A 23,111-nucleotide genomic window follows, 5' to 3' on the forward strand; every position below is an offset into this window, starting at 1 on the left:
CATGAGCCCGGGCCGACGCCCGGGCCTTGTTGTGCGCTCCCACTACGATGGTCCAATGACCGACACCAACCACTCCGGGGCCCCGGGCGTCGTCACGCGGTTCGCGCCGTCGCCCACGGGCCACCTGCACGTCGGCGGCGCCCGCACCGCGCTGTTCTGCTGGGCCTACGCCCGCGGCCGCGGCGGCCGATTCGTCCTCCGCGTCGAGGATACCGACCAGAAGCGGTCGAGCGAGGCCGCGACGCGGGGCATCCTCGAGGACCTCGCGTGGCTGGGCATCACGTGGAACGAGGGACCCGAGTTCGATGGCGCCGGCGGCGATCCGCGGAGCGTCGGCCCCTTCTTCCAGGCCGAGCGGATCGACGAGTACAACATGGCGCTCGCGACGCTGCTCGAGAGCGGCCGCGCCTACACGGCCTTCGAGACGGCCGAGGAGCTGGACGCCAAGCGCCGTGCCGCCCGGGACGCGGGCGAGACCTACCGCTACGACCGCGCGGCGCTCGACATCCCCGAGGCCGAGCGCATCAGCCGGATGCACAACGAGCCGCACGTGGTCCGCTTCCTCGCCCCCGATCACGACGTCGTCGTCGACGATGAGGTCCTGGGCGAGGTCCGCTTCGCCGCGGGCGAGCTGGACGACTTCGTGATCCGAAAGGCCGACGGCTTCCCGACCTACCACTTCGCGGTCGTTGTCGACGACCAGGCGATGGGCGTCACGCACGTGCTGCGGGGGCAGGAGCACCTGCAGAACACGCCGCGGCACGTCGCGCTGCAGCGGGCGCTGGGCTACCGCACGCCGGTGTACGCGCACCTGCCGCTGATCTTCAATCCAGACAACTCCAAGATGAGCAAGCGGGACAAGGACAAGGCGCTGCGCGCGCATTGCAAGGCCGAGGGCATCGATGCCGCGCCAACGGGGACTATCGGCGACGATGCGTTCCGGGCGTGGCAGAAGGACAAGAAGTCGCAGCTAGAGACCGGCGACCTGCGCGCAATCGCGGACGCCACCGGCTTCACGCCGCCCGAGATCGATGTCGAGGACTTCCGCCGCAGCGGATACTTGCCCGGAGTGCTGTGCAACTACCTGGCGCTGCTGGGCTGGAACCCGGGCGCCAAGAACGAGGACGGCACGGATCTCGAACGCTTCGGCATGGGCTATCTGGCTCAGGCCTTCGACCTGCCGCGCATCGGCAAGAGCGCCAGCAAGTTCGACCGCGAGAAGCTGTTGGCCTTCAACGCCGACACGATCCAGAACGGCATGGGCGATGCCGAGTTCGCCGACGCCTGGCGGACCTGGCTCGAGCGCTACGACGCGGCAACCCTGGAGCAGCTGGGTGATCGCCTCGCCCTCGCCGCCGCGGCGGCGAGGCCCCGCACGCGGATCTTCCGCGAGGCGGCCGGCGTCGTGCGGTTTGCGCTCGTCGACGGCGATGCGCTGGAGTACGACGAGAGGGCCGTCACCAAGGTGCTGCTCAAGAACGACGGCGAGGGGCTGGCGGCGCTCCGCGAACTCGCCGGTGTCCTGGGCAAAGTCGAGCCCTTCGAGGCGGACGCGATCGAGACGGCCATCAAGCAATGGTGCGAGGCGAAGGGCCTGGGCATGGGCAAGGCGGCCCAGCCGCTGCGGATCGCGGTCACGGGCGGCACGGTGAGCCCGGGGCTGGGGCAGACGCTCGCGCTGGTGGGCCGCGAGGGCGTGGTGACGCGGATCGAGCGGTGCGTGGCGGCGAATACGCTGCCGGCTAGCTGACCAACCCCCGGCCCTCGAGGAACTCCAGCGCCTGCCGCACGCAGGCCTCGACGTCGTGCTCGGCGGTCTTGAGGACCAGTTCGGCACTGGGCGGGGCCTCGTAGGGATCGTCGATGCCGGTGAAGCCCTTGATCTCGCCGGCGCGGGCCTTCTTGTAGAGGCCCTTGGGGTCGCGCTCTTCGCAGACATCCAGCGGCGTGTCGACGAAGACCTCGAAGAAGGGCAGGCCCGCGTCGTCGTGCATCTGGCGGCAGAGGTCGCGGTCGCTGCGGTAGGGGCTGATGAAGCTGGTGAGCGCCAGCACGCCGGCGTCGGCGAAGAGCTTGGCGACCTCGCCGATGCGGCGGATGTTCTCGGCCCGGTCCTCGGCGGAGAAGCCCAGGTTCTTGTTCAGGCCGTGGCGGACGTTGTCGCCGTCGAGGCGGTAGGCCGCGGTGCCCTGCTGCACGAGGACCTGCTCGAGGGCGCTGGCGATGGTGCTCTTGCCCGAGCCGCTGAGCCCGGTGAACCAGACGGTGGCCCCCTTGCACTTGAGGTTGCCCCACCGCTCGTCGCGGCTCAGATCGCCCTCGTGCCAGTGGATGTTGGTGGCCTTGGCCTGGGTCATTTCCGCCTCCTGTTTGGGTATCCGCCGCTCCGCGACGCGAGAAGGGATGATAGACGCCACGCCGGGCAATGCCGATATCCTGCGGGCCGTGCCTGCCGAGGGAAGCCCGATCCGCGTGCGCATCCAGCAGCCGGGGCTGCCCGGGTATCGCGTGCCGGTGTTCCGCGAGCTGGCGAGCCGGCCGGGCCTGTCGGTCGAGGTGCTCTACTCCGGCACGAGCAAGGTGCCCAACGTGGACGCCGAGGGCTTCGCGGCCTCCCCGGTGCGGCGCCGCGCGCTGCTGGGCTGGCCCCGAGAAGTCCGTTGGGAGGACGCCCAGCTGCGGGCCGTGGATCCGGCGCACGCGGACGTGGCGATCCTGGAATTCAACGCGGGTGTTGCGAGCCTCGTGCCCGCGCTGCTGCGGGCGCGTCGCGCGGGCGTTGGCACGGTGCTCTGGGGGCACGGCTATTCGCTGCGGGAGACGGCCGTCGCGCTCCGGCTCCGCACGATGCTCGCGGGCCTGGCCGATGCACTGCTCTTCTACAACGACCGCGGACGCGACCTGTTCGCCGGCCGGGGCGTCGCGCCCGAGAAGCTGCACGTTGCACAGAACGCGATGGACCAGCGGTCGATCCAGGACCAACGCCAGGAGTGGCTCGGCCAGCCCGATCGGCTCGCCGCCTTCCGTCGGGAGCACGGCCTCGACGCCGGGCCCGTGGTGCTCTTCGTGTCGCGCCTCGTCGAGCAGAATCGCGTCGACCTCCTGCTGCGAGCCGCGGCGCTGCTGCACGCCGAGATTCCGACGCTCACCGTGGCGATCGTGGGCGATGGCCCCGAGGCTCCGAAGCTGCGGTCGCTCGCGGAGGAGCTCGGCTTGGCCGATCGCGTCCGCATGCCCGGCGCGGTGTACGGCGAGCCGAGCATCGCGCCGTGGTTCCTCTCTGCCGACGTGTTCTGCTATCCCGAGTACATGGGCCTGAGCATCCTGCACGCGATGGGCTACGGCGTGCCCGTGGTCACGAGCGGCGACCCGCGGGTGCATGGCCCCGAGATCGAGGCGCTGCGCCACGGCGAGAACGGGCTCGCGGTCGATGCCGCGTCGGCGGACTCGATCGCCGACGCGTTGCGCGAGATCCTGGCGGACGACCAACGCCGGCGGCGTATGGGCGAGGCCGCCCGCGCGACGGCGACTACGGCCTACGCCGTGGAGCGGATGGTCGACGGGATGGAGGCGGCGGTCCGGTTCGCGGCGCGGCGGGCCGAATCCCGTCGCCGCCCCTGAGTGGACGAGGGAGACCCGAACATCCCTCCACCTGCCGGCCGGTTCGTTGCTCCAGGGCCGCGTGCGTCATAACCTCGCCTCCCCCCGAGCAATTCCGGCGTGGGGCAGGAGATACAGATGCGAGGGTTGATCCAGCCGCACGGCGGCACGCTTGTGGACCGGGTCGCAACCGGGGCCCGCCGAGACGAGCTCATCCAGGAGGCCTCGGGCCTGCCGCGGATCGAGCTGTCGGCCAAGCAGTCCTGCGACGTCGAGATGATCGGCATGGGCGCCTTCAGCCCGCTCACGGGCTTCATGGGGTCGGCCGACTTCGACGGCGTCGTGGGCGGCATGCGGCTGGCCAGCGGTGTGCGGTGGCCCATCCCCATCACGCTGAGCGTGGACGGCGCGGGTGCGCCCAAGGCGGGCGATCGCGTCGCGCTGCACGCGCCCAACGGCGCGCTGCAGGCGGTGATGACGATCGAGGAGGTCTACCCCCACGACCGCGAGCGGGAGGCGATCATCTTCTTCAACCAGGCGGGCGACGACGACGGGGAGCACCCCGGCGCCCAGGCGGTCAAGGCCGAGGGCGACACCTGCCTAGCCGGCCCGATCGAGGTGGTGACGCTGTGCGTCGACCCCGATGGGCCGGAGGCCTTCCTGGAGCACCGGCTGACGCCTGCGCAGACCCGCACGGCCTTCGAGGCCAAGGGCTGGTCGACGGTCAGCGCCTTCCAGACGCGCAACCCGATCCACCGCGCCCACGAATACCTGTGCAAGTGTGCCCAGGAGATCACCGACGGGATTCTGATCCACCCGCTCGTCGGCGAGACCAAGCCGGGTGATATCCCCGCGGCCGTGCGCATGGAGTGCTACACGACGCTCATCGACAACTACTTCAACAAGGAGCGCACGATGCTGACGGTGATGCCGGCGGCGATGCGCTACGCCGGCCCGCGGGAGGCCGTCCTACACGCCATCGTGCGGCAGAACTACGGCTGCTCGCACTTCATCGTGGGCCGCGACCACGCGGGCGTGGGCAGCTACTACGGCACCTACGACGCGCAGAACATCTTCGATGAGTTGGAGGCGGGCGACCTGCTGATCGAGCCGCTGAAGTTCGAGCACGCCGCCTGGAGCCACAAGGCCCAGGGCATGGTCAGCGGCAAGACCTTCCCCAAGATCGAGGGCGACCAGGTCTTCCTGAGCGGCACCAAGGTCCGCGGCATGCTGCAGGAGGGCCAGCGGCCGCCCGCGGAGTTCACGCGGCCGGAGGTGGCCGACGTGCTCATCGCGTGGGCGACGAGCGGCTAGCAGGCTTCCCTTGAGCGGTCCGGCCGGGCCTAGGCCGCAACGCGGCCGTCGGTCCAGTAGCCCAGGGCCCCGCGGATGGCGTCCAGCAGCTCCGCGGTCTCGAAGGGCTTGTGGACCACCGCAAAGGCGCCCTTCTCGATGGCCTGCGAGTCGACCGCCTCGGCGCTGGCGCCGGTGACGTACACCACGGGGATGCCGGCGATCTCCTCGATCTTGTCGGCCCGCTGCTGCACGCTAAACCCGTTGCCCGCGGGCATGTTGATGTCCAGCACCAGCACGTCGGGCTGGCGGGTCCGCGCCTGCTCGAGCGCCTGGTAGGCGTCCTGCACGGCGATGACCTCGAAGCCTTCGGCCTCGAGGCGGGCCCGGACGGCCTCCAGGAAGAGGCGATCATCGTCGGCGATCAGAATGGTGTGGCTGCTCATGGCGACTCTCCTTCCAGCACGCTGGCCAGCTCCCGACTCGATCCAAATGCACTCGATCCGTTGGGCCGTCCTAGCGCATGCAGCACTAGGGCTACGAGGGCCTCGCCCGCGATGGGCTTCTGGAGCACGGTGGCGTCCCGGATGCCCCGCAGCGTGCGGCGATAGTCGTGCGTGCGGCCGGTGAGCACGAAGATCGGCACGCTCGATTCGGCGCGCACCGCGTCGGCGAGCGCGACGCCGTCGCCCATGGGCATCGACAGGTCGGTTATCACGAGGTCGACGTCGCTCGAGCGGAAGGCGGCGATGCCCTGCGCGCCGGTGGATGCCGTCACGCAGGCGATGCCGCGGGCCTCGAGCCGCGTGCGGATGGCCGCGATGAGGCCCGGATCGTCATCGACGACGAGCACGGTGCATGCGGGGTCAGGCATGGCCGACCTCGCCATGGATCTCGGGCTGGTCGGCCATGGCGCTCTCGAGCGCGGCGATGACGTCGGCCGCCTCGTAGGGCTTGGTGAGGAAGCCCGCGGCCCCGATCTCCATCGCCTGCCGCCGCGCGGACTCCTGGGCGTGGGCCGACAGGAAGACGATGGGCGTGCGCTCGAGCTGGGGCAGCCGGCGGATCCGCTCGAAGGCATCGAAGCCCGAGATGTCGGGCATGCGGATGTCCATGACGATGGCGTCGGGCAGGTGCAGCGCGGCGGCCTCGACGCCCGCCAGACCGTTGAGCGCGTGGTTTACCTCGTAGCCGTGGGCCTGGAGGCGGGTCATGAGCGCCACCGTGATGGCGGGCTCGTCGTCAACGATCAGCACGGACCTAGGCATGAACGGCCTCCTGGGTTCGGGTCACGATGGCAAGAAGCGGCGGCTCGGCGCTGGCCAGGTCCCACCGTCCCAGGTGCTCGCACCGCATCGCGCCCGGGGGCTGCCCGGGGCCGGCCTGCGGCCGAGCGCGATCGAGCGCCAGCAGGCGGGTCCGCCAGCCGGCGGGGTCCTGGGCGGGGCCCAGCAGGATGACGCCGTCGCCCGCGGGATCGGGCAGTTGCAGGTCGTGGGCCCGGGATTCGGTCGCGAGGAACGCGAAGAGCGCGTCGCGGTCGCCCGCGGGCTCGTCCCGCTGCACGCGGAGGGCCGCGACCTGCTCGTGCCGCTGCTCGCGGGCGAGCCACCGCAGGTAGTGCCCGAGCACGCTCCGTGGCTGCGGCGTGGGCAGCGTGAAGGAGAAGGTGCTGCCCTCGCCCAGCCGGCTCCGCACGTCCACCGCCCCGAGGTTGATGTCCACCAGCTCCTTCACGATGCTCAGCCCGAGGCCGAAGCCCTTGCTGCCGAAGGTCTCCATGGCGTCGGCCTGCCGGAACCGCTCGAAGAGCTGCGTCTGCTGCTCCTCGGTCATGCCCGGGCCCTGGTCCTCGACGGCGATGCGGATCGCATCGTCGCCGTCGCGCCGGACCGACACGGCCACCTCCGTGCCCGCGCCCGAGAACTTGATGGCGTTGATGACCAGGTTGATCAGCGTGCGGCGGGCCTTGTCCGGGTCGCCGAAGGCATCGCGGACATCTGCCGCCAGATGCCGCTCGAGCGTGATGCCGCGGGCCCGGGATTCGAGCATGGGCCAGGCGGAATCCAGCAGCGCGTCGACGCCGATCGGCTGCCGGGCGACGCGGAGCGTGCCGGCCCGCAGCTTGCCGCCGTCCAGGAAGTCGTCGACCAGCTGGGTGAGATCACGTGTGGCATCGACGATGAAGCCGAGGAACTCGCCGTGCTTGGGGCTGATCTCGCCGCCGATGCCATCACCCATGATGGAGGCGAATTCCTGGATGACCGCCAGCGGCGTGCGGAACTCGTGGGCGACGTCCTCGACGAAGCGGTGCGCCGTCTCGGACATGGCCGCGAGCCGTTCGCCCTTGGTCGTCAGATCGTTGTTGGCCTGCTTGAGCCGCCGCGTGAGCTCCCGGGTGGTGTGCTCGAGGTCGTAGCGGCGCAGCGATTCGAGCAGCGCCCGGCGGAAGTTGGCCTCATCGCCGAACGCCGTGTCCTTGCGGATGTAGTCCGCGGCACCCAGGCGGAACACGCGGGCGGCTATATCCTCGTTGCCCGACGAGGTGACGACGATCACGGAGCCGACGCCCGCGCGGATGAAGTCGGGCAGCCAGTCGACGGCGGTCTCGGTCGCCAGGCGGTAGTCGCACAGGATGATCGTGCGCTAGGTGGGCACCGACGCGAGCGCTTCGGCGGGCGAGTGGTAGGCGTTCACCCGGAGGTCGGGTAGGTCTCGCGGAGCGCCGATCGTACGGCGTTCTTGGTCAGCTCCGAGTGGTCCGCGTCATCATCGATGATGAGCACGTGGAGTTCGCCAGCGTTCGATGATGTAGCCATGCCGGAGCCTCCCGATCCCGACCGGCTATCGGGGAATCAGATTCACGGCTCCACCATGCGGGTGGCAAAGGCACCGGCGGATCCCGATCGATCCGGTTCGGTGGTTGCTGGGCGTCCAATAAGCCGATAGCTGGCGTTGCCGAAGCGGCGGCGCCCTCGTGTTCGACGCCGAGTGCACGGATGCGCGATTCACCGCCATCCCGGCCCCGGGGCCGCGTCGATCGCCGCCATCGCCGGCCTCGTCGCCACTCGACGCCGCCGACGCAACTGATCCAAGGGCGCGGCGAGCCGGCGGCTCCGCATCGAATGGCGATCGACCCGAATGGGCGGGCGGGGACTCGAACTACCCCATGATTCCCCGACGAAAACTGAATCCAAGCTCGAGTGCGGCGCGGAATCCGGCGCATGCTCGGCCGCGGAGTATGCGACCGTGGCGCGGCTCATCGCTGCTCGCTAGCACGTAGCGATACGACATATCTGTGCTCGGCGTGGTTTCAACGATCACCCTGGCGATTGGCGGCGGAATCAAGATCTCGCCTAGCGGCCACTCTAGAGGATCATGAATACGCCGATGGCATTTCGATCGGCGTTCCGCCTAGTAGCGTCGCCGACTGCCAAAACAGATCGCCCCGAGTCCCGCCAGGCCAAGCACACCGCTGCCCGGCAGCGGAATCAGCACCGCTTCGACCGGCTCGTATCGGATGGTGTCGATGAGGACGTCGCCCCCCGCACCGGAGATCTCCACGCTCGCGATCCCGCCCACCGAGAATGCGAATGTCTGCCAAGGCGCGCCCGAGCCGAGCGTCATGCCGAGATCGATCGTCTCCAGCACGCCGCCGGAGCTGTCCAGGGCCGACATCGTGACGCCGGAGGTCGTCAGCGCAAGCACCTCGAACGCGTCCCAGGTCGTGCCCACGGCGGACATCTCGATTGTGGTGAACGTATCCACGCCGGCCGTCCGGAAGGCGTTGACCAGGCTGACTCCCCCGTCGGCGCCCGCGAGCCCGGGCAGGACGGCGTCGTGGTTCCACCCCGATGCGGTGCCGTTGAAGTCGATGCCCGCGCCGGCGAACAGGTCGTCTATCGCCACGGTGTTCATGCCGTCCCAGCCCGCGCCGGCGTAGATGCCGGGCTGGTCCAGGCCCTCGAAGTCGATGGTGACGGGGCCGGCCGCGGCGGCCGCGGCAACGGCCAGTGCTGCCGCGCCGCTTGCTGTGGTCGTCTGCTTCATCGTTGCGTCTCTTCTCGTGCTGAACTACTCGCAGCCCGCGGCGAACCGGGTCTGGAACGCCAGGAAATCGAACAGGTTCAGGATGCCGTTCGCGTCCAGGTCGGCGGCCGGATCACCGCTCGTGAACAGGTTCAGGAACGCCAGGAAGTCGAAGATGTCCAGCACGCAGTCGGGCTCGAAGTCGATCACGCACGGCAGCACGGGCGCCAGGCCGTCGTAGATGATGGTGTCGGAGAGGGTCCGCACCGACTCGAGCGCGAGCGTGCCATCCGGCCGGATGTCGAAGGCGTAGAGCTTCGTGCCCGCGTCTGGGAAGGGGGGTGTGAAGCCGATGGCGAACAGCGTTGCGTCGTCGCCCTCGCCAACGACCGTGAGGTCGCCGACGGACCCACCGAGTTCGGTCGTCTGCGAGAACAACCCGATCCCGGCCACGGTGATGGGATCCAGGCCAACCTCGTAGAACTCCGCGTTCAGCGTGCCCTGGCCGTCCGCCGCGACGAGGCCGTCGAGGCCTCGGCCGAGGCCGTCGAATTCTCCGCCGTCCAGCGTGCTGCCGCCGGGGACCAAGCCGATGGGCGTGGCGACGCCATCGAGCCCCAGCGAGAACAGGCCGTTGCTGAAGGTCGTGCTCGGCGAACTCGCCAGCACGAGCGAGCCACTCGATGCATCGAAGGCGAGGCCCTCCGCCACACCGATCGTGCTGCCCGAGGTGATCGGGAGGAGCGACACCAGCGGGGTATCGACCGCCGGATGGACCAGCGTAAGGAGCGGCGGCCCCGGAAGTGTGTTGCTCAGGCTCACGCCGGCCAAGCAACCCGAGATCGAGGCGAGATCCTGGTTGATGTCCGGGATGAGACCGTCGACCGGATAGTCCGCGACTTCATCGACAATGCCCGTCGTCGCGTCGATCCGCACAAGCGTGCCGGCGAGCACGTCCACGCTGTACAGGAACGGACCGTCCGAGGGTTCGACCACCAGCACGCCGTCGTCGGCAAAGTGGCCGTCGAACTCTGATCCGCGCGCGCCGTCCAGGACGTTCTCGATGGCCGATGCGGTGACCGTGAGGAACGTCGCCCCGGGCGGGAGTGCCAGCTGCACCTCGGCCCGCTCCCAGGTCGACGGGTCGCCGTCGGTGATGATCCTGGTTTGTGCGCTCGCCAGAAAGTCCACGCGGGTCCTGTCACACGCGATCGGGAAGGTGCTTGGATCGCCATCCAGCACGTTGACGAAGACGCCGAACTCCGTGTCGGTGTCCGCGTCGCCCGCGACGCGGTTGAAGGCCATCGAGAACCTGGCGACGGCTCGACCCGTCGCGATCAGGTCCGCAAACGCCGACAGGTCGACGATCTGCCCCACATCGCCGCCGATGCCATCCGTACGGAACGGTGGCGTGCACACCGGCAGCGTGCCTTCGAAGCGGAGCATCCTGTCTCCGACCAGGGGCGTGACCCCCAGCGTGGGCCCAACCGAGCTGCCGGGATCAATGCCCCAGACACCCGGAACGTCCGGGATCAGGCCGGTCGATCCTGCCGTCTCGAAACCCGGGTCGACGATGGACTGGGCATGGGCTCCGCTGGCGGCCCCCATGAAGGCGGCAATGGTGGCGCGGCTTGTTTTTCTCATGTTCTCTCTCTGTTTCCAATGTCCCGTGAGGCTCCGGCGTCCGTCCTCGCGAGACAAGGTGCGATGCGCCGATCCATCGGAGGCCACGAATCCTGCACAACGAAGGAGATTCGTAGAAAAAACGCGGTCGGCCGGCTCTGGGACGCCGGCCGACCGCGTTGCCCAAGAGAGGCTCGTGCTACGGGCAGCCCAGGGCGAAGATGTTCTGGAACTCGAGGAAGTCGAAGATCGTCAAATCGCCGTCGCCGTCGAAGTCGGCAGCTAGGTCGCCCATGGCGAACAGGCTCTGGAATTCGAGGAAATCGAACACCGTGAGCACGCCATCGCCGTCGAGGTCGGCGGGGCACGGGCTGCCCAACGGCGGCGCCAGCCACCCCGCCACTGCGGAACTGACGATGTTGCCGGCGAAACCCGGGCTCGGCGATGGCGTGAAGGCCTCCCAGTCGCCGCCGGCCGAGATGCTCCCCCGGTACGACGGGAAGGCCGAGCTCTCGCGGATCGCGTACACGTCGTCGCCCCAGACGGCGGTGGCAAAACGAACGAAGCTCTCGGGCGTGGGCGCGACGAGTTCGACGGCTCCGTCGCCCAGGATGTCGATCGAGTACACGCCCGCGCCGCCGGGGGACGCGGTGTTCTGATTGAAGCCGTAGAACAGCCCGTCGCCGGGGTTGTAGCTCAGGTCGTCGATCCCCAGGTCCGTGCCGATGTCCAGGATCTCGACCGCCGAGGTGGATCCCGGCGTGATGCGGAAGATCCGCCCGCGACCGAAGCCGCCGGTCATGCCGTACAGGTTGCCCTCGGCAAAGGCCAGCGACTCGACCGGCGCCGGCAGGCTGCCCGGCGCGAAGCCGTAGCTGCCCGCCGCGTTGTCCCACCACGCGATGCTGTCGCCCCTGCCCAGCGCGAAATAGATGCGCTCGAGATCCTGGTCGACCGCGAGCGCCCGCGTCGGACAGGCGCACAGCTGGCCTGCGCCGCCGGGCGGGATGCACCAGGGCTTGGCGTACAGCACCCGCCACGCATCGTCATCGAAGACGAGGGTGGGCAGGGCAGCCGTGGCGCAGCCCGGCTGTTCTTGAGCGGCGAACAGCACGCCCTGCTGCGCAACCGCCGAGCCCGCGCACGCCAGCACCGCGGCGAGTGGGCCTACCAGCAACTTCGGATCGTTCATCGTGTTCCTCCTGGGTCTCCACTGGGGTCGATCCAAGAGGCGTCGGCCGCGACCATGAGGGGCCACGCCGCTAGCGCATTTCGTCGAGCTTCCGCTCAAGATCCACGATGTGGGCCTCCAGCCGATCGACGAGCGCCCGCTGACCCTCCAGTCGTTCGAGCAGCCCCTGGATGGCGGCGAGCGCCACGCCGTCCAGATCGCCGGACGCGACGTGGCCGTCTCGGCCCAGACCGAGGGTGGCGAGTGCTTCGGCCGTCGGTCCGATGTGCTCGATGTCGTCCTGCCCCTCGCGGGCGTACCGGGCGATCTCGATGCCGGCGACCGCATCGAGGACGCTCGATGGGTCGACCGGCCGGCGGTCGAGCTGGGAGCCCTCGGCCAGGTGCTGGCTCCACGAGCCGGCACCCGGCCGCAGCATCGCCTTGGTGCCCATGCCCGTGAAGAAATGGAAGCCACCGCGGGCTCGGGCGGTAAAGCTGCCCCGGCCCTGCGAGACGAGGGGAACGGTCTCGCCGAGCAAGGTGGGCCGCCGCCTGTCGAAGATCGAGCGATCGGAATCGGCCCACACGAACGAGCCGTCGTCGATGGCCTCGGCGGCCACGCCGGCCGCGAACGAGCCGAGGCCCGCAGCCTTGTTGCGTGCGCCGCCGGGGACGGCGGCGAAGGCGCCGTCGAATCGAGAGTCGCCTCCCGCGACGTTCTCGCCCCCACCAGCAACGACGGCGTAGCTGCCGATGGCCTGATTCTGGTACCCACCGCCGATCGCACCCAGGTTGCCAAAGGCGGTGTTGCCGATCCCACCGGCGATGGTCGCACCATCTGCGCCGCGAAAGTCTGCATCAAGCTTGCCAATGATGTTTCGGCTTCCGCCACCTATCGTCGCGCGCATGTCGTGTGCCTGATTGCTTTGGCCACCACCGATCGTCGTGCCCGGCCCGTGCACGTTGTTGGACTGGCCACCGGCGATTGTGGTGGCGCGCGCTAATGCATGATTGTTCCTACCGCCGCCGACGAACGATGCATCGCCGTTGATGGTGTTCTGCATGCCACCCGCGATGATGGACTGTTCCCCATTCGCGGTATTGCCCCGCCCGCTACCGACAGACGCGCTGTTGCCGGATGCGCTGTTCATCGTGCCGCCGCCAACCATCGCGTAGTCCGAGGCTGCGGTGTTGTGGCGACCCCCACCCACGAGGGAGTACACCCCGCCCGCACGGTTGGTCCGCATGCCGTTGACCCACGCGCCCTCCGGCAATCCATATCGCCGCCCGCTGGCGTACTCCTCGACGCCCCGCTGCACGATCTCGAGCACGCCGGGCACGCCGGGAATCCGACCGGTCGCCCAGACCGCGGCCACCAGCAGGACGCCGGCGGCGATGCCCGCCCACCGCAGCCGCCGCGCGTTGCGGCGCACCAGCCGGGAGGCCGCCGACATCGGTCGGCCGGCGGGCCGCGCGTCGACCGCCCGTCCATCCAGCCAGCGTTCAAGATCGTCGGCCAGGGCCCCGGCGTGCGCGTACCGCGCCTGCGGCTCGCGATCCAGGGCCCTGCCGCAGATCCAGTCCAGCTCGTCGCGCACGAGGCGGGTGATGCCGCTGCTCTCGGCGTTTCGCTGCCTTGCGATGGAGCGCAGCCCGTCGCCCAGCTCCGCGAGCCGCTCGCTGGGCGGCACGTGTTCCCTCTCGGTGATCGCGCGATGCACCTCGCCCAACGCGGCGCCACGGAGCTGCATGGAATCGATCGGGGTCGTGCCCGTCAGCAGCTCGTACAGCACGCAGCCCAGCGAGTAGACGTCGGCCCGGGTGTCGACGTCCGCTCCGCCTCTGGCCTGCTCGGGGCTCATGTACGCCGGCGTGCCAAGCATCTGGCCGTGCAACGTCTGGGCCGTGGAGTCGAGCGAGGCCCGTACCGCGCGGGCGATGCCAAAGTCGATCACTCGGGCCGTGGCCCGGTCATCGCGGACCTCCACGAGGATGTTCGCCGGCTTGAGGTCGCGATGCACGATGCCGGCATCGTGCGCATGCTGCACGCCGCGGCACGCGCCGATGAGCAGCCGCACCCGCTCGCGGATGCTCAGTCGATTGGCGTCGGCGTGCTCGGTGATGCGGATGCCGCGGACCAGCTCCATCGCGAAGAAGGGGCGCCCTTCGTCCGATGTGCCCGCATCGAGCAGCCGCGCGATGTTCGGGTGGTCGAGGATGGCCAGCGCCTGGCGCTCGGCCTCGAAGCGGGAGAGCACGTACCGCGAGTCGAGCCCGGGACGCAGCAGCTTGACGGCGACATCCCGCCGCACGGGCTCGACCTGCCGCGCGAGGAAGACCTGCCCGAACGCGCCCTCGCCGATGCGTCGGACGAGCTCAAACTGCCCCAGGCGTTGGCCCGCGATTTCGTCCCGGAGCTCGTGCGCAGGGGGGACGTCCACGCTTCGCCCGCCGCCCCCGGTGGGCGTCCGCATGAACGTGCCCGCATCCTCGTGCGCCCTGAGCAGCCGCTGCACGAAGTCGAGCAGTTCGGGACGATCCGCGCAGGCCCGCTCGACGTACGCGGCACGCTCGTCCGGAGCCCGCTCGATGGCCTCGGCGAAGATCAGCTTGGCATCAATCGTCAGCCGTCTCTCGTCCATCGGGATCGCCCCCCGGAACCTCTCGGCCGTCCGCCGGATCGCGCGGCACGGCTTGCAGCAGGTCGAACAACCGCGCCCGCGCGAAGGCCCACTCGCGCTTCACCGTCCGGGGGCTGATGGACAGCACCGCCGCCGCGTGCTCCACGCTCAGCCCCGCGTAGAAGCGCAGGCGGACCACGGCCGCTCCGCGCGGGTTCTCTTGCACGAGGCGACAGAACGCCTCATCGAGGGCCAAGATCTCCTCCGGCGAGGCCTCGGCCGCCGCGATCGAGAGATTTTCCAGTTTCGCAATGTCCAGCCGTATGGCGGCCGATCGACCGTCGCCTCCGCGCTTGTGGCGCGCGCGACCGCGGGCGTGATCAACCAACACCCGGCGCATGGCTTCGGCGGCGGCAACAAAGAAATGGGCTTCTCCGCCCCAGCCGCCTTCCGACTGCGGACGCCCGGCCAGACGGAGGTACGCTTCGTGAACAAGTGCCGTCGCGCCGAGCGTGTGATCAGCACGCTCGCCCGACATCGCCCGCCGCGCGATCATGCGAAGGCGTTCATAGACGTCCGGCACCAACGCCTCGGCACTAACGTGTCTGGTCTCTCTCACTCGGTGTCTACTCGGGGATTCGGCTTTCGGCTGGCATGCATGCCGCCGCAACAGCATAGCGTCGATCGAAAGACGGCGGGAGCGTCCATGACATTCCGAGCCGGCACCCCATCCAACACGGCCATTGGAGGTCGGTGTCCTTGCCGTAGATCGATCCACGATGGCAACATAGAGCGCAGCATGCATCAACGAGCCGGAGAGCGAACTCTCCTAGTTGCGGCAGCTGCTGGACTTGTTGCGGAGCTTTCTATATGTGATCGACGAAGATGATCTCTATCGCATGGCGAACAACCCAAATACGGCCGGGGCCTGTGTTCGCCGGCTGGAACCAGCCCGCCCATGCGACGGGTGGCGAATTCTGTGACTGGTTCAATGCTCCGAACGGCGCGACAGACACTCTGCTCGGTGATGTTGCCGGCCACGGCATCGGCCCGGCACTCATCGCCGCCATGATTCGTGCGTATGCGTGCCGTGTTCCGCGATGACGCACTGCTGCAGGATCTTCTGTCGCGACCAAAGGCACGCCGCATGCCGAGCTCCCATCGGGCTACTTCGTGACCCTGGCGATCGCCATCCCGCCGCGAGGCGGCGACGGCATCGTCCGGCTCATCTCGGCGGGGCACGGCCCGAGTTTCTTCCGGGGCGCGAACTACATCCACGACATCGGGAGCGGTGGTCCATCGCTCGCCGACCTGCCGAAGGTCGCATTCGAAGGTGCCGACGTAATCAGTTGAATGGACATTCACACCACCTCTTCCCGGCACATAACTCGCAGGTTCAAACCGTTGGCCTGACATTGCAGATGCAAGCCAGGACCGGCGTGCTACATCCCGGATACGTCCGCACCCGCGATGCTTGGAGCCCGCAGCCGACGGATCGCGTTCGCGATCGTGATTGCACGGTCTAGGTGGAAGAACGCGAGGATCGATGCGATCAGCCCGAACGGCAGGCCCGCGTAGGGAATCACCGAGATTACCAGCAGCACGCTGACTGCCGTCGCCAGCCCGACGTTCGATCGTGGCGCTTCGACCCCATGCTCCGCGACGAAGCGGTTTGCCTCGACGGACCAGCCGCGATACACCCGGAAGACCCAGTACAGGTTGAAGAACGGGATGAACAGAAGCCCGATTGCTCTTCCTGCGCTCGTACTGGCAGGCTGGATCGTTGCCCACAGCTTGTACAGCAGGACCATCAGCATCGCCGCGCTGTAGACCGTGAGCAGGACAACGAAGCACGACAGGCCAAGGAGGACGCTCTCCGCATCCCGGTCGTTCTGGACCATCAGCACGACCAGCGGAACCATCGTCGCCCAAACCGCGATCGCCGACCCGTAGATCGAACCAAGGAAGAGTCCCTTGGAGATTCGCGAGGACACCCCCGGGGGCAAGCCGGTGCTGGCGCCGGTTGCTGCCTCCGAGTGATGCGGGTGGGCGGCAGCGGTGCGCCCGGACAACGCGGCGAACACGAGCAGGCCCAAGGCGCCCGCACGGATCAACGTCGTCCCGACGGCGAGCGCGGTGAACCATGGAGCAAAATCCACCACGAACTCCTCGGTGTACATCCGGTGGGACAACCACGCGTACCCAAAGACAAACACGAACTCGTTCAAGAGCGATGCGGCGCACGCGATGACGACGAGCACGCCCGCTCTGTGCGCCCGATGCATGTATGCGAATCCAAGAATCAGCCCAAGGATCTCAACGATCAGCATCGGCGAGGCGCCGACCAACTGCCCGAACACCAACGACCAGAACGACGCGGGATCGACCGGAAACATGTTCGTCCTCCTGCCGCACCAAGTGCCATGCCCGGATTGGGCCTATTCGAAGTGCCAGAGCCTATGGCAGCGCTGTTCCGTGGCTTCCCCCACCGGAGGAGTGCGTGGATCGACCCTCCGCAAGTGCACTGGCTGGAGGCTCATGCCGCGATACAGCGTGGATTGTATCGGATTCGCATATTCGCTCATTAGGGGCGGCCGTTCGGAGCGCGCATTGACTCCGGACGCGGATCGCATGCCCGTCTCCTTGTCCATGCTCGGGAACTGGCCGAGAAGGCCAGGCGGACGACATCGCGGCGATCCGGAGCTTCCTGGATCGACTGGTGGAAAGGCGATCTCCGTCGTCCGAGATGCGCAGAACGGGATATCGCTTGTCCCTGTCGGATACGGGTCAAGTGGCCGTCGCGCTCGGCAGATCCCTCCATCTCCGCCTGCACCGTACATTGCAGTAGATCGCATGGATGCGACCGGTGGCGGCAGCGTCGATCCAGTAGTCAGCGGGAGCTATGAACGCTGAACAACCATGGAAGCGCGACGATGAACTCACCCGGAACTTGCATCGGAAGGCCAAGATGTATCTCCGCGTGCTGCAAGGTTGCACACGGCCGCACCCCGAGGGACGGGAGGTGGTACACCCACTTCCACTCTGCGAGGTTGGGGACGATCTTCGGATCTCATTGGGCACCTCTGGCCTTCCGAGCAAACCGACATGCGAGTTCATCACCAATCAAGACGGCAGCACGAGCATGCAGATGGCCACCGGCCGAAGAGTCGATTCCTCTGCGATAGCGGCATTCATCGACTTGATGCACGTCATTGCAGTTCGATCCGATGAGGATATCCACAAGCGGTACCCTCGCGGATTCCGCTTCTGCCAGGCAGACATCGAAGCCGTTGAGCGAGCAATTGTGCTGACGCAGCCTCTTGAATCTACGCTGGCCACCCAATCCATGGAAGGGCGCGGGCCGGAGCAGCAAGGAACCGCCCCCGAATCCGAACCGCTGGATCGAGAGAGGAAGCGACGCCCACAACGTATTCCAGAGGATGTCGACGAGGACCATCGCAGAATCGCGGCATATCTCGCATTGCATCGTGACGACGCCACTCGCGATGGCGTCGCGAGAGCCCTTGGCATCTCCAAAGCGTACGTATCGCAGTCGCGGTCGTGGTAGCTCGCCGTCGCCGCCAAGAGGAACGCGAAGGCAAGGGAACGAGTCGTCAAGCAGGGCTTGGGCGGCGTCGGCGACCCGACCGTCGATCTCGGTTCATTCGACGACGATGCGATTGGATCGCCATCGAGCACGCGACCGATGTGCTCCGTCAGTGACGGCCCCCAGAAAGGTCGATATTGCTCGTGCAGTACCGATCCTACCTCGGGGCGCGGGAGGTGCGTTCGCCCGCTCCTCAAGCACCGTCGTGCGCTACGGCCAGACCCGCCGCCTGCTCACCGAGCACTTCGGCGAGGACCTCGATCTAGAAGCTATCGGCCCGCGCGATGCCGAGGGCTGGCGGTCGTGGCTCGTGGACGCCGAGTACGCGCCAGCTAAGGTCTCCCGCGAGGCTGGCATCGCACGGATGGTCTTTCGCGCGGCGGTCCGTTCGTGCTGGATCGACACAAATCCCTTCGAAGACGGGAAGGCGGGCTCGCAGCAGAATCCCGAGCGTCTGCACTACGTCACGCCCGAGGACACGGCCCGGCTGCTCGACACGACGGCCGACCACGATCGGCGGTGCATCATCGCGCTGGCGCGGTGGGGTGGGCTGCGTACGCCATCCGAGACGCAGCTCGTCCGCTGGATGGACGTGGATTGGGACCGTAATCGGATGCGCGTTCGAAGCCCCAAGACCGAGGCCCACGCGGGCAAGGGCGTGCGCACCATCCCGTTGTTCCCCCGGCTGCGCGCCGTGCTTGTAGACGCCTTCGCGGCAGCCGAGGACGAAACCGAGCACGTGATAGCTCGCTATCGGAACTCCAAGCGGACGAACCTTCGCACCCACTTGCTGCCGCTGATTGACCGCGCTGGCTGTCCCCCTGGCCGCGGCTCTTCAATGCTCTCGGAGCGAGTCGGGCGCCTGAGCTTGCCGCGGAGTATCCCTCGGCGGTCTGCACCGCGTGCATGGGCCACACCGCCGCAATCGCCGCAATCTCCGAGCAGCATTACCACATGGTCCGCGAGGAAGACTTCGAGCGCGCCGCCACGATGCACGACGGCGCAGAATCCGGCGCACTCACGGCGCAAGAAGCGGCGCAGGGAGCGGCGGCAACCTCCGGCGGCACACGGAAGCACGGATCGCCGTGGCAAGAAGTTGTGCCGAGGCAGGCCGAATCTCGCACCGGATTGCAGCCAACCCGAATGGGCGGGCGGGGACTCGAACCCCGGACCCTTCGCGTGTAAGGCGAATGCTCTAGCCAGCTGAGCTACCCGCCCGGTAGCCGCAGAGTCTAGATCGCTCCGCCGCGGGCTGGGGCGCCGCGGTCAGAACGGCGGCGTGTCGTCGTCGGGCTCGAGCGCATCGCCGCCCGACGGCGTCCGCTCGTCGAAGGGGCGATTGTCGATGGCGCGATCGGCCGTCGAGGGGCGGCCGCCGAACGCCGATCCGAAGCCATCGCCGCCTTCATCGCCCGGGTGCTGGGGTGGCGCGGGAGGCTTGGCCTCGACGCCGCTGGGCACGTCCGAGGCCCAGGCATCCGGACGCTGCTGGTGGGCGCGGCTGCGGAAGCGGGTGATGCGGTCATCCCACACCAGCCGCACGATGCCCGTCGGCCCGTTGCGCTGCTTGGCGATGATCAGTTCGGCCTCGTTGGCCCGCTCCTCGTTCTCGGCCAGCCACTCGGCGTTGCCCTGGTGGTAGTACGCCTCGCGGTGCAGCAGCAGCACGACGTCGGCGTCCTGCTCGATCGACCCCGATTCGCGGAGATCGCTCATGCGGGGACGGTTGCCCTCCCGCTGCTCGCTGCTGCGGTTGAGCTGCGCCAGGCAGATCACCGGCACGCCCATCTCGCGGGCCATCGCCTTGATGCCCCGGCTGATGGCGCTGACCTCCACCTGGCGGCTCTCGCGGCCGTGGCCCGGGCTGGTCAGGAGCTGGAGGTAGTCGATCACGAAGCACCGAACGCCCCACCGCTGCACCATCCGCCGCGCGCGGGCCCGCAGCGCCGTAGCACTAAGCGCGGGCGTGTCGTCGATGTAGATCGGTGCGTGCTCCAGCACCTCGCACGCCGGCCGGATGTGTCGGTGCACGTCGGCATCGCGGAATTGGCCGGTGCGGAGCTTGTGACTGTCGATGCCCGAGGCCGCGCTGATGAGCCGCTGCACCAGGCTGGCCTTGCTCATCTCCAGGCTGAAGATGCCGACGGGCACGCGCTCGCCCGTGCTGGCGGACCGAGGCGTGATGTGCCCGCCCTCCATCCGCGCGCCACCCAGTGCGATCTGCTCGGCCAAGTTCAGCGCCAGCGCCGTCTTGCCCATGGACGGCCGTGCCGCCAGGATGATCATCTCGCCGTCCTGCAGCCCGCTGAGCAGGTTGTCGAGGTCGGCGAAGCCCGAGGCCGCCCCCGTGACCGCGCCGCTGTCGCGATCGAGGATCCGCTGGAACTCGGCCTTGAGCAACTCCTCGAGCCGCGCGATGTCGGCCGACTGGTCGTCGTCGGCGATCTCGAAGATCGCCTGCTCGGCGCGGTCGATGAGCTGGCGGGCCTCCTCCGGCTCGTCGCGGCCGGCGTGCATCGCCTCGTAGATCATCTGGTTGGCGGCGGCGATCAGCTTCCGCAGCCGCGCCTTGGTCTGCACGATCTTGGCGTACAGGTGCGCGTTGGCGGGCGTGGAGACCGACTCGGCCAGGCTCGCCAGATAGGCCGCCCCGCCGATGCCCTCGTACTCGTCCCGCTCGCGGAGGCGGTCGGCGACGATGTTCAGGTCCGCGCTGGGCTCCCGCTCGTAGACCTCCTTCAGGGCGCGGAACACCGCGACGTTCGACTGGCGGTAGAAGTCCTCCGGGTCGGCGACGAGCGGCAGCACCTCGGCCAGCGTGTGCGGGTCGAGGATGATCGACCCCAGCAGGGCCATCTCGGCCTCGGGCGAGTGCGGCGGCAGCTTGTCGTAGACCTGGGCCAGGTCCACCGTCGAGGCCGAATTGCCCCCGCGTGCGCGCCGCGGCGTCGCCGCGGGAGACCCATTCGCATCCATGCGGTTCTCCAGAATCGAGACCGTCGAAACCGTCGAGGCCGGCAATCAGGATACCGTTGCCCATGGCTTCGACGCAAGACGAACGGTCCCAAAAGGAGCAAGCCACAGCAAGCGCCAGCCCGCTCGATGCTGTCCACGCGTATTCCACGACGCACGGCGAGCCGCTGCCCGATGCGCTGCCCGCCGAGCCCTTCTCCACGCTGCACGCCTGGCTGGACGAGGCGACGCGGCGGAAGCTCCAGCCCAACCCCAACGCCATGGCGCTGGCCACGGCGAGCGCGAACGGCCATCCCTCGGTCCGCATCGTGCTGTGCCGCACCATCGACGTGGAACGCGGCGCCCTGTGGTTCTACACCAACTACGACAGCCGCAAGGGCCGCGAGCTGGCCGCCAACCCGCGGGCCGCGGTGGTCTTCCACTGGGACGCGGTTGAGCGGCAGGCCCGCGTGGAGGGCGTCGTCGAGCGGCTGAGCGACGCCGACAACGACGCCTACTTCAGTTCCCGCCGCTGGGAGAAGCGGGCGGGCGCCTGGGCCAGCGACCAGAGCCGGCCGATCGAGTCCCGCCCGGCGCTGCTGGACAAGGTCGAGCGATCGCTGCGGCGCTTCGACATCGATCCGGCCGATCCGCCGCCCGCCGACGCCGACCTCGACATCCCCCGCCCGCCGCACTGGGGCGGGTTCCGCCTAGTCGCCGACGCGGCGGAGCTGTGGGTCGGCAGCCCGGCCCGCATCCACGACCGCGCCCGCTGGACCCGGCCGACGCCCGATGCGCCGTGGACGGCAACCCGTTTGCAACCCTAACCGAGCGCCCATCGCGCGGGTTATCGACGCCTGCTCCGAATAGGCATGATCCCCAGCCGCGTGCAGGCCCGCAAGCCGATCCGCAGCCGCGTCGATCTTGGTAGAGCGTGGGCCGCGGTGCGGCACGCCGGGGAGATGCGGGCCGTGGCCAAGGTGCGTTCCAGCCTGACGAGCGGCGAGGTCGAGGCGCTGACCGAGCGGCTCGTGAATCGGCTCGACACGGTCATCATCGAGACGCAGCCCGAGGTGGCGGCGCGGCTGCTCGAGCTGGTCTCCGATGCCGACGCCGGCCTGGCCGACTTCGCCGACGTGATCCGCTCGGACGTCTCGCTCAGCGGGCGGCTGCTGCGGATGGCCAACTCCGCGTTCTTCGGCCAGCGGCAGGCGGTCACCTCCCTCGAGCGGGCGGCGGTGCTGCTGGGCTTCAACCGCATCCGCTCGCTCGCGCTGGGCTTCTACCTCAGCCGTTCGGTGGACTCGGGCGGCGATCCGCAGTTCAACCGCCGGCTCTGGGGCGTGTCGCTGCTGAGGGCGTGCCTCGCGGCGAAGCTCATGGAGCGATTCGACGCCAAGTTCTACGCCGAGGCGTTCCTGGTGGGCCTGATGCTGGACGCCGGCATGCCGCTGGCCCGCGTGCTCCAGGATTCGGCGGCCTACGACGCAGTGTGCCCCGCGGACCATCCGCCGTCCCGCGCATTCAAGGCCGAGGAGAACGCGCTGGCGTTCACGCACGTGGACGTCGCCCGGGCGCTGGTCCGGCGGTGGCGGATCCCCGATCTGCTGGCCAAGCCCATCGTCTGGCACCACACGCCGCCCAACGACACGACCTCCGACGAGCCCATGCAGGTGTTGCACCGCATCGCGTTCTACGTGGGCTCGATGCACGTCGAGCACGTGCCGCCCAAGAGCACCGCGGTGCCGCTGCCGTCGCTGGGCGAGCGGCTGCTGGGCATCACGCGGGCGCAGCTGGGCGACGATTTCGCTGCCGCCTGCGCCGAGTACCGCACGCTGGCGGACTTCTTCGGCCAGGTGGCCGAGAGCCTGCACGACGTCGAAGCGCTCGGGCAGCGGGTCCACCGCACGCTGATGCAGCAGATCGAGCGATCGATGGAGGCCCAGATCGCCCAGGAGGCAAGCAAGGGCCCCGCCTCGTTCGAGTTCCAGAGCGGCCGCCTCGAGGTGGAGCACGACGGCCAGCAGGACGACATCGCCGTCGCCTACCTGCTCGACCAGGGGGGCGTGCGGCAGGCCATGCACCGCTTCCACATCGGCACGGTGACCGCGGGCGACCTGCTCCGCGAGCTCTCCATAGAACCGAACGACCTCAGCTCCACCGAGATGGAGAGCATGGACGACTACCTGCGGGCGCTCGCGGCCTAGGGCCCG

20 protein-coding genes and 1 tRNA gene are annotated in these 23,111 nt (G+C 68.8%); 7 read left to right on the forward strand and 14 right to left on the reverse strand.

What is annotated here, in order from left to right:
* The first annotated feature begins 55 nt into the window (after positions 1-55).
* Positions 56-1,750, forward strand: a complete 1,695-nt coding sequence (gltX, locus tag AAFX79_08340) for a glutamate--tRNA ligase (protein MEO1008561.1) — start codon at positions 56-58, stop codon at positions 1,748-1,750.
* Here gltX and cysC read toward each other — a convergent pair.
* A complete protein-coding gene (gene cysC / locus AAFX79_08345) occupies positions 1,743-2,357 on the reverse strand; it encodes an adenylyl-sulfate kinase (protein MEO1008562.1) in 615 nt (204 codons plus the stop codon). The two genes, gltX and cysC, sit on opposite strands and share 8 nt — an antisense overlap.
* An 88-nt stretch (positions 2,358-2,445) precedes the next feature.
* Between cysC and AAFX79_08350 the strand changes: the two genes are divergently transcribed.
* Both AAFX79_08350 and sat read left to right on the forward strand, forming a co-directional pair.
* Positions 2,446-3,621: a glycosyltransferase gene (locus AAFX79_08350; GenBank protein ID MEO1008563.1), complete on the forward strand. Its 1,176-nt coding sequence runs from the start codon at positions 2,446-2,448 to the stop codon at positions 3,619-3,621.
* Between the two features lie 117 nt (positions 3,622-3,738).
* A complete protein-coding gene (gene sat / locus AAFX79_08355; GenBank protein MEO1008564.1) occupies positions 3,739-4,914 on the forward strand; it encodes a sulfate adenylyltransferase in 1,176 nt (391 codons plus the stop codon).
* Between the two features lie 29 nt (positions 4,915-4,943).
* On the opposite strand, the gene AAFX79_08360 is transcribed toward sat, so the two are convergent.
* The 10 genes from AAFX79_08360 to AAFX79_08405 form a co-directional block, all read right to left on the reverse strand.
* Complete coding sequence (locus AAFX79_08360) at positions 4,944-5,339, reverse strand: response regulator (protein ID MEO1008565.1); 396 nt, start codon at positions 5,337-5,339, stop codon at positions 4,944-4,946.
* Positions 5,336-5,767: a response regulator gene (locus AAFX79_08365; protein MEO1008566.1), complete on the reverse strand. Its 432-nt coding sequence runs from the start codon at positions 5,765-5,767 to the stop codon at positions 5,336-5,338. The genes AAFX79_08360 and AAFX79_08365 overlap by 4 nt, the downstream gene beginning before the upstream one ends.
* Positions 5,760-6,161, reverse strand: coding sequence for a response regulator (locus AAFX79_08370; GenBank protein MEO1008567.1), 402 nt, complete (start codon positions 6,159-6,161; stop codon positions 5,760-5,762). The genes AAFX79_08365 and AAFX79_08370 overlap by 8 nt, the downstream gene beginning before the upstream one ends.
* Positions 6,154-7,452, reverse strand: coding sequence for a HAMP domain-containing sensor histidine kinase (locus AAFX79_08375; protein MEO1008568.1), 1,299 nt, complete (start codon positions 7,450-7,452; stop codon positions 6,154-6,156). Before AAFX79_08375 ends, AAFX79_08370 begins: the two co-directional genes overlap by 8 nt.
* 134 nt (positions 7,453-7,586) lie before the next feature.
* Positions 7,587-7,712 (reverse strand): hypothetical protein, encoded by a 126-nt coding sequence (locus tag AAFX79_08380; GenBank protein MEO1008569.1) that lies wholly within the window; start codon positions 7,710-7,712, stop codon positions 7,587-7,589.
* A 595-nt stretch (positions 7,713-8,307) separates the two neighbouring features.
* Complete coding sequence (locus AAFX79_08385) at positions 8,308-8,943, reverse strand: hypothetical protein (protein MEO1008570.1); 636 nt, start codon at positions 8,941-8,943, stop codon at positions 8,308-8,310.
* A gap of 24 nt (positions 8,944-8,967) precedes the next feature.
* On the reverse strand, positions 8,968-10,566 hold the full coding sequence (locus tag AAFX79_08390; protein ID MEO1008571.1) for a GC-type dockerin domain-anchored protein: 1,599 nt from the start codon (positions 10,564-10,566) through the stop codon (positions 8,968-8,970).
* A gap of 178 nt (positions 10,567-10,744) precedes the next feature.
* Entirely contained in the window at positions 10,745-11,737 is a 993-nt protein-coding gene (locus AAFX79_08395; GenBank protein ID MEO1008572.1) for a GC-type dockerin domain-anchored protein, read from the reverse strand.
* 70 nt (positions 11,738-11,807) lie between these two features.
* Positions 11,808-14,360, reverse strand: coding sequence for a protein kinase (locus tag AAFX79_08400; protein ID MEO1008573.1), 2,553 nt, complete (start codon positions 14,358-14,360; stop codon positions 11,808-11,810).
* Positions 14,335-15,144: an ECF-type sigma factor gene (locus AAFX79_08405; protein MEO1008574.1), complete on the reverse strand. Its 810-nt coding sequence runs from the start codon at positions 15,142-15,144 to the stop codon at positions 14,335-14,337. Before AAFX79_08405 ends, AAFX79_08400 begins: the two co-directional genes overlap by 26 nt.
* 368 nt (positions 15,145-15,512) lie before the next feature.
* Here AAFX79_08405 and AAFX79_08410 point away from each other — a divergent pair, with 368 nt between their 5' ends.
* A complete protein-coding gene (locus AAFX79_08410; protein ID MEO1008575.1) occupies positions 15,513-15,692 on the forward strand; it encodes a hypothetical protein in 180 nt (59 codons plus the stop codon).
* 89 nt (positions 15,693-15,781) lie between these two features.
* Here AAFX79_08410 and AAFX79_08415 read toward each other — a convergent pair whose 3' ends face one another.
* Complete coding sequence (locus AAFX79_08415; protein MEO1008576.1) at positions 15,782-16,735, reverse strand: hypothetical protein; 954 nt, start codon at positions 16,733-16,735, stop codon at positions 15,782-15,784.
* Positions 16,736-17,481: 746 nt separating this feature from the next.
* On the opposite strand from AAFX79_08415, the gene AAFX79_08420 reads away from it, so the two are divergent.
* Positions 17,482-17,907, forward strand: a complete 426-nt coding sequence (locus tag AAFX79_08420) for a hypothetical protein (protein ID MEO1008577.1) — start codon at positions 17,482-17,484, stop codon at positions 17,905-17,907.
* Between the two features lie 1,183 nt (positions 17,908-19,090).
* Here the strand turns inward: AAFX79_08420 and AAFX79_08425 are convergent.
* A tRNA-Val gene (locus AAFX79_08425) sits at positions 19,091-19,164 on the reverse strand.
* Between the two features lie 48 nt (positions 19,165-19,212).
* The gene (gene dnaB / locus AAFX79_08430) at positions 19,213-20,922 is read right to left on the reverse strand and encodes a replicative DNA helicase (GenBank protein ID MEO1008578.1); all 1,710 of its coding nucleotides are present in this window, start codon (positions 20,920-20,922) and stop codon (positions 19,213-19,215) included.
* 62 nt (positions 20,923-20,984) lie between these two features.
* On the opposite strand from dnaB, the gene pdxH reads away from it, so the two are divergent.
* On the forward strand, positions 20,985-21,725 hold the full coding sequence (gene pdxH / locus AAFX79_08435) for a pyridoxamine 5'-phosphate oxidase (protein ID MEO1008579.1): 741 nt from the start codon (positions 20,985-20,987) through the stop codon (positions 21,723-21,725).
* Positions 21,726-21,770: 45 nt separating this feature from the next.
* Positions 21,771-23,105: an HDOD domain-containing protein gene (locus AAFX79_08440; GenBank protein MEO1008580.1), complete on the forward strand. Its 1,335-nt coding sequence runs from the start codon at positions 21,771-21,773 to the stop codon at positions 23,103-23,105.
* Positions 23,106-23,111: the final 6 nt, after the last annotated feature.

The sequence above is a fragment of the Planctomycetota bacterium genome, assembly GCA_039819165.1.
Classification (GTDB): Bacteria; Planctomycetota; Phycisphaerae; order Phycisphaerales; family UBA1924; genus JAHCJI01.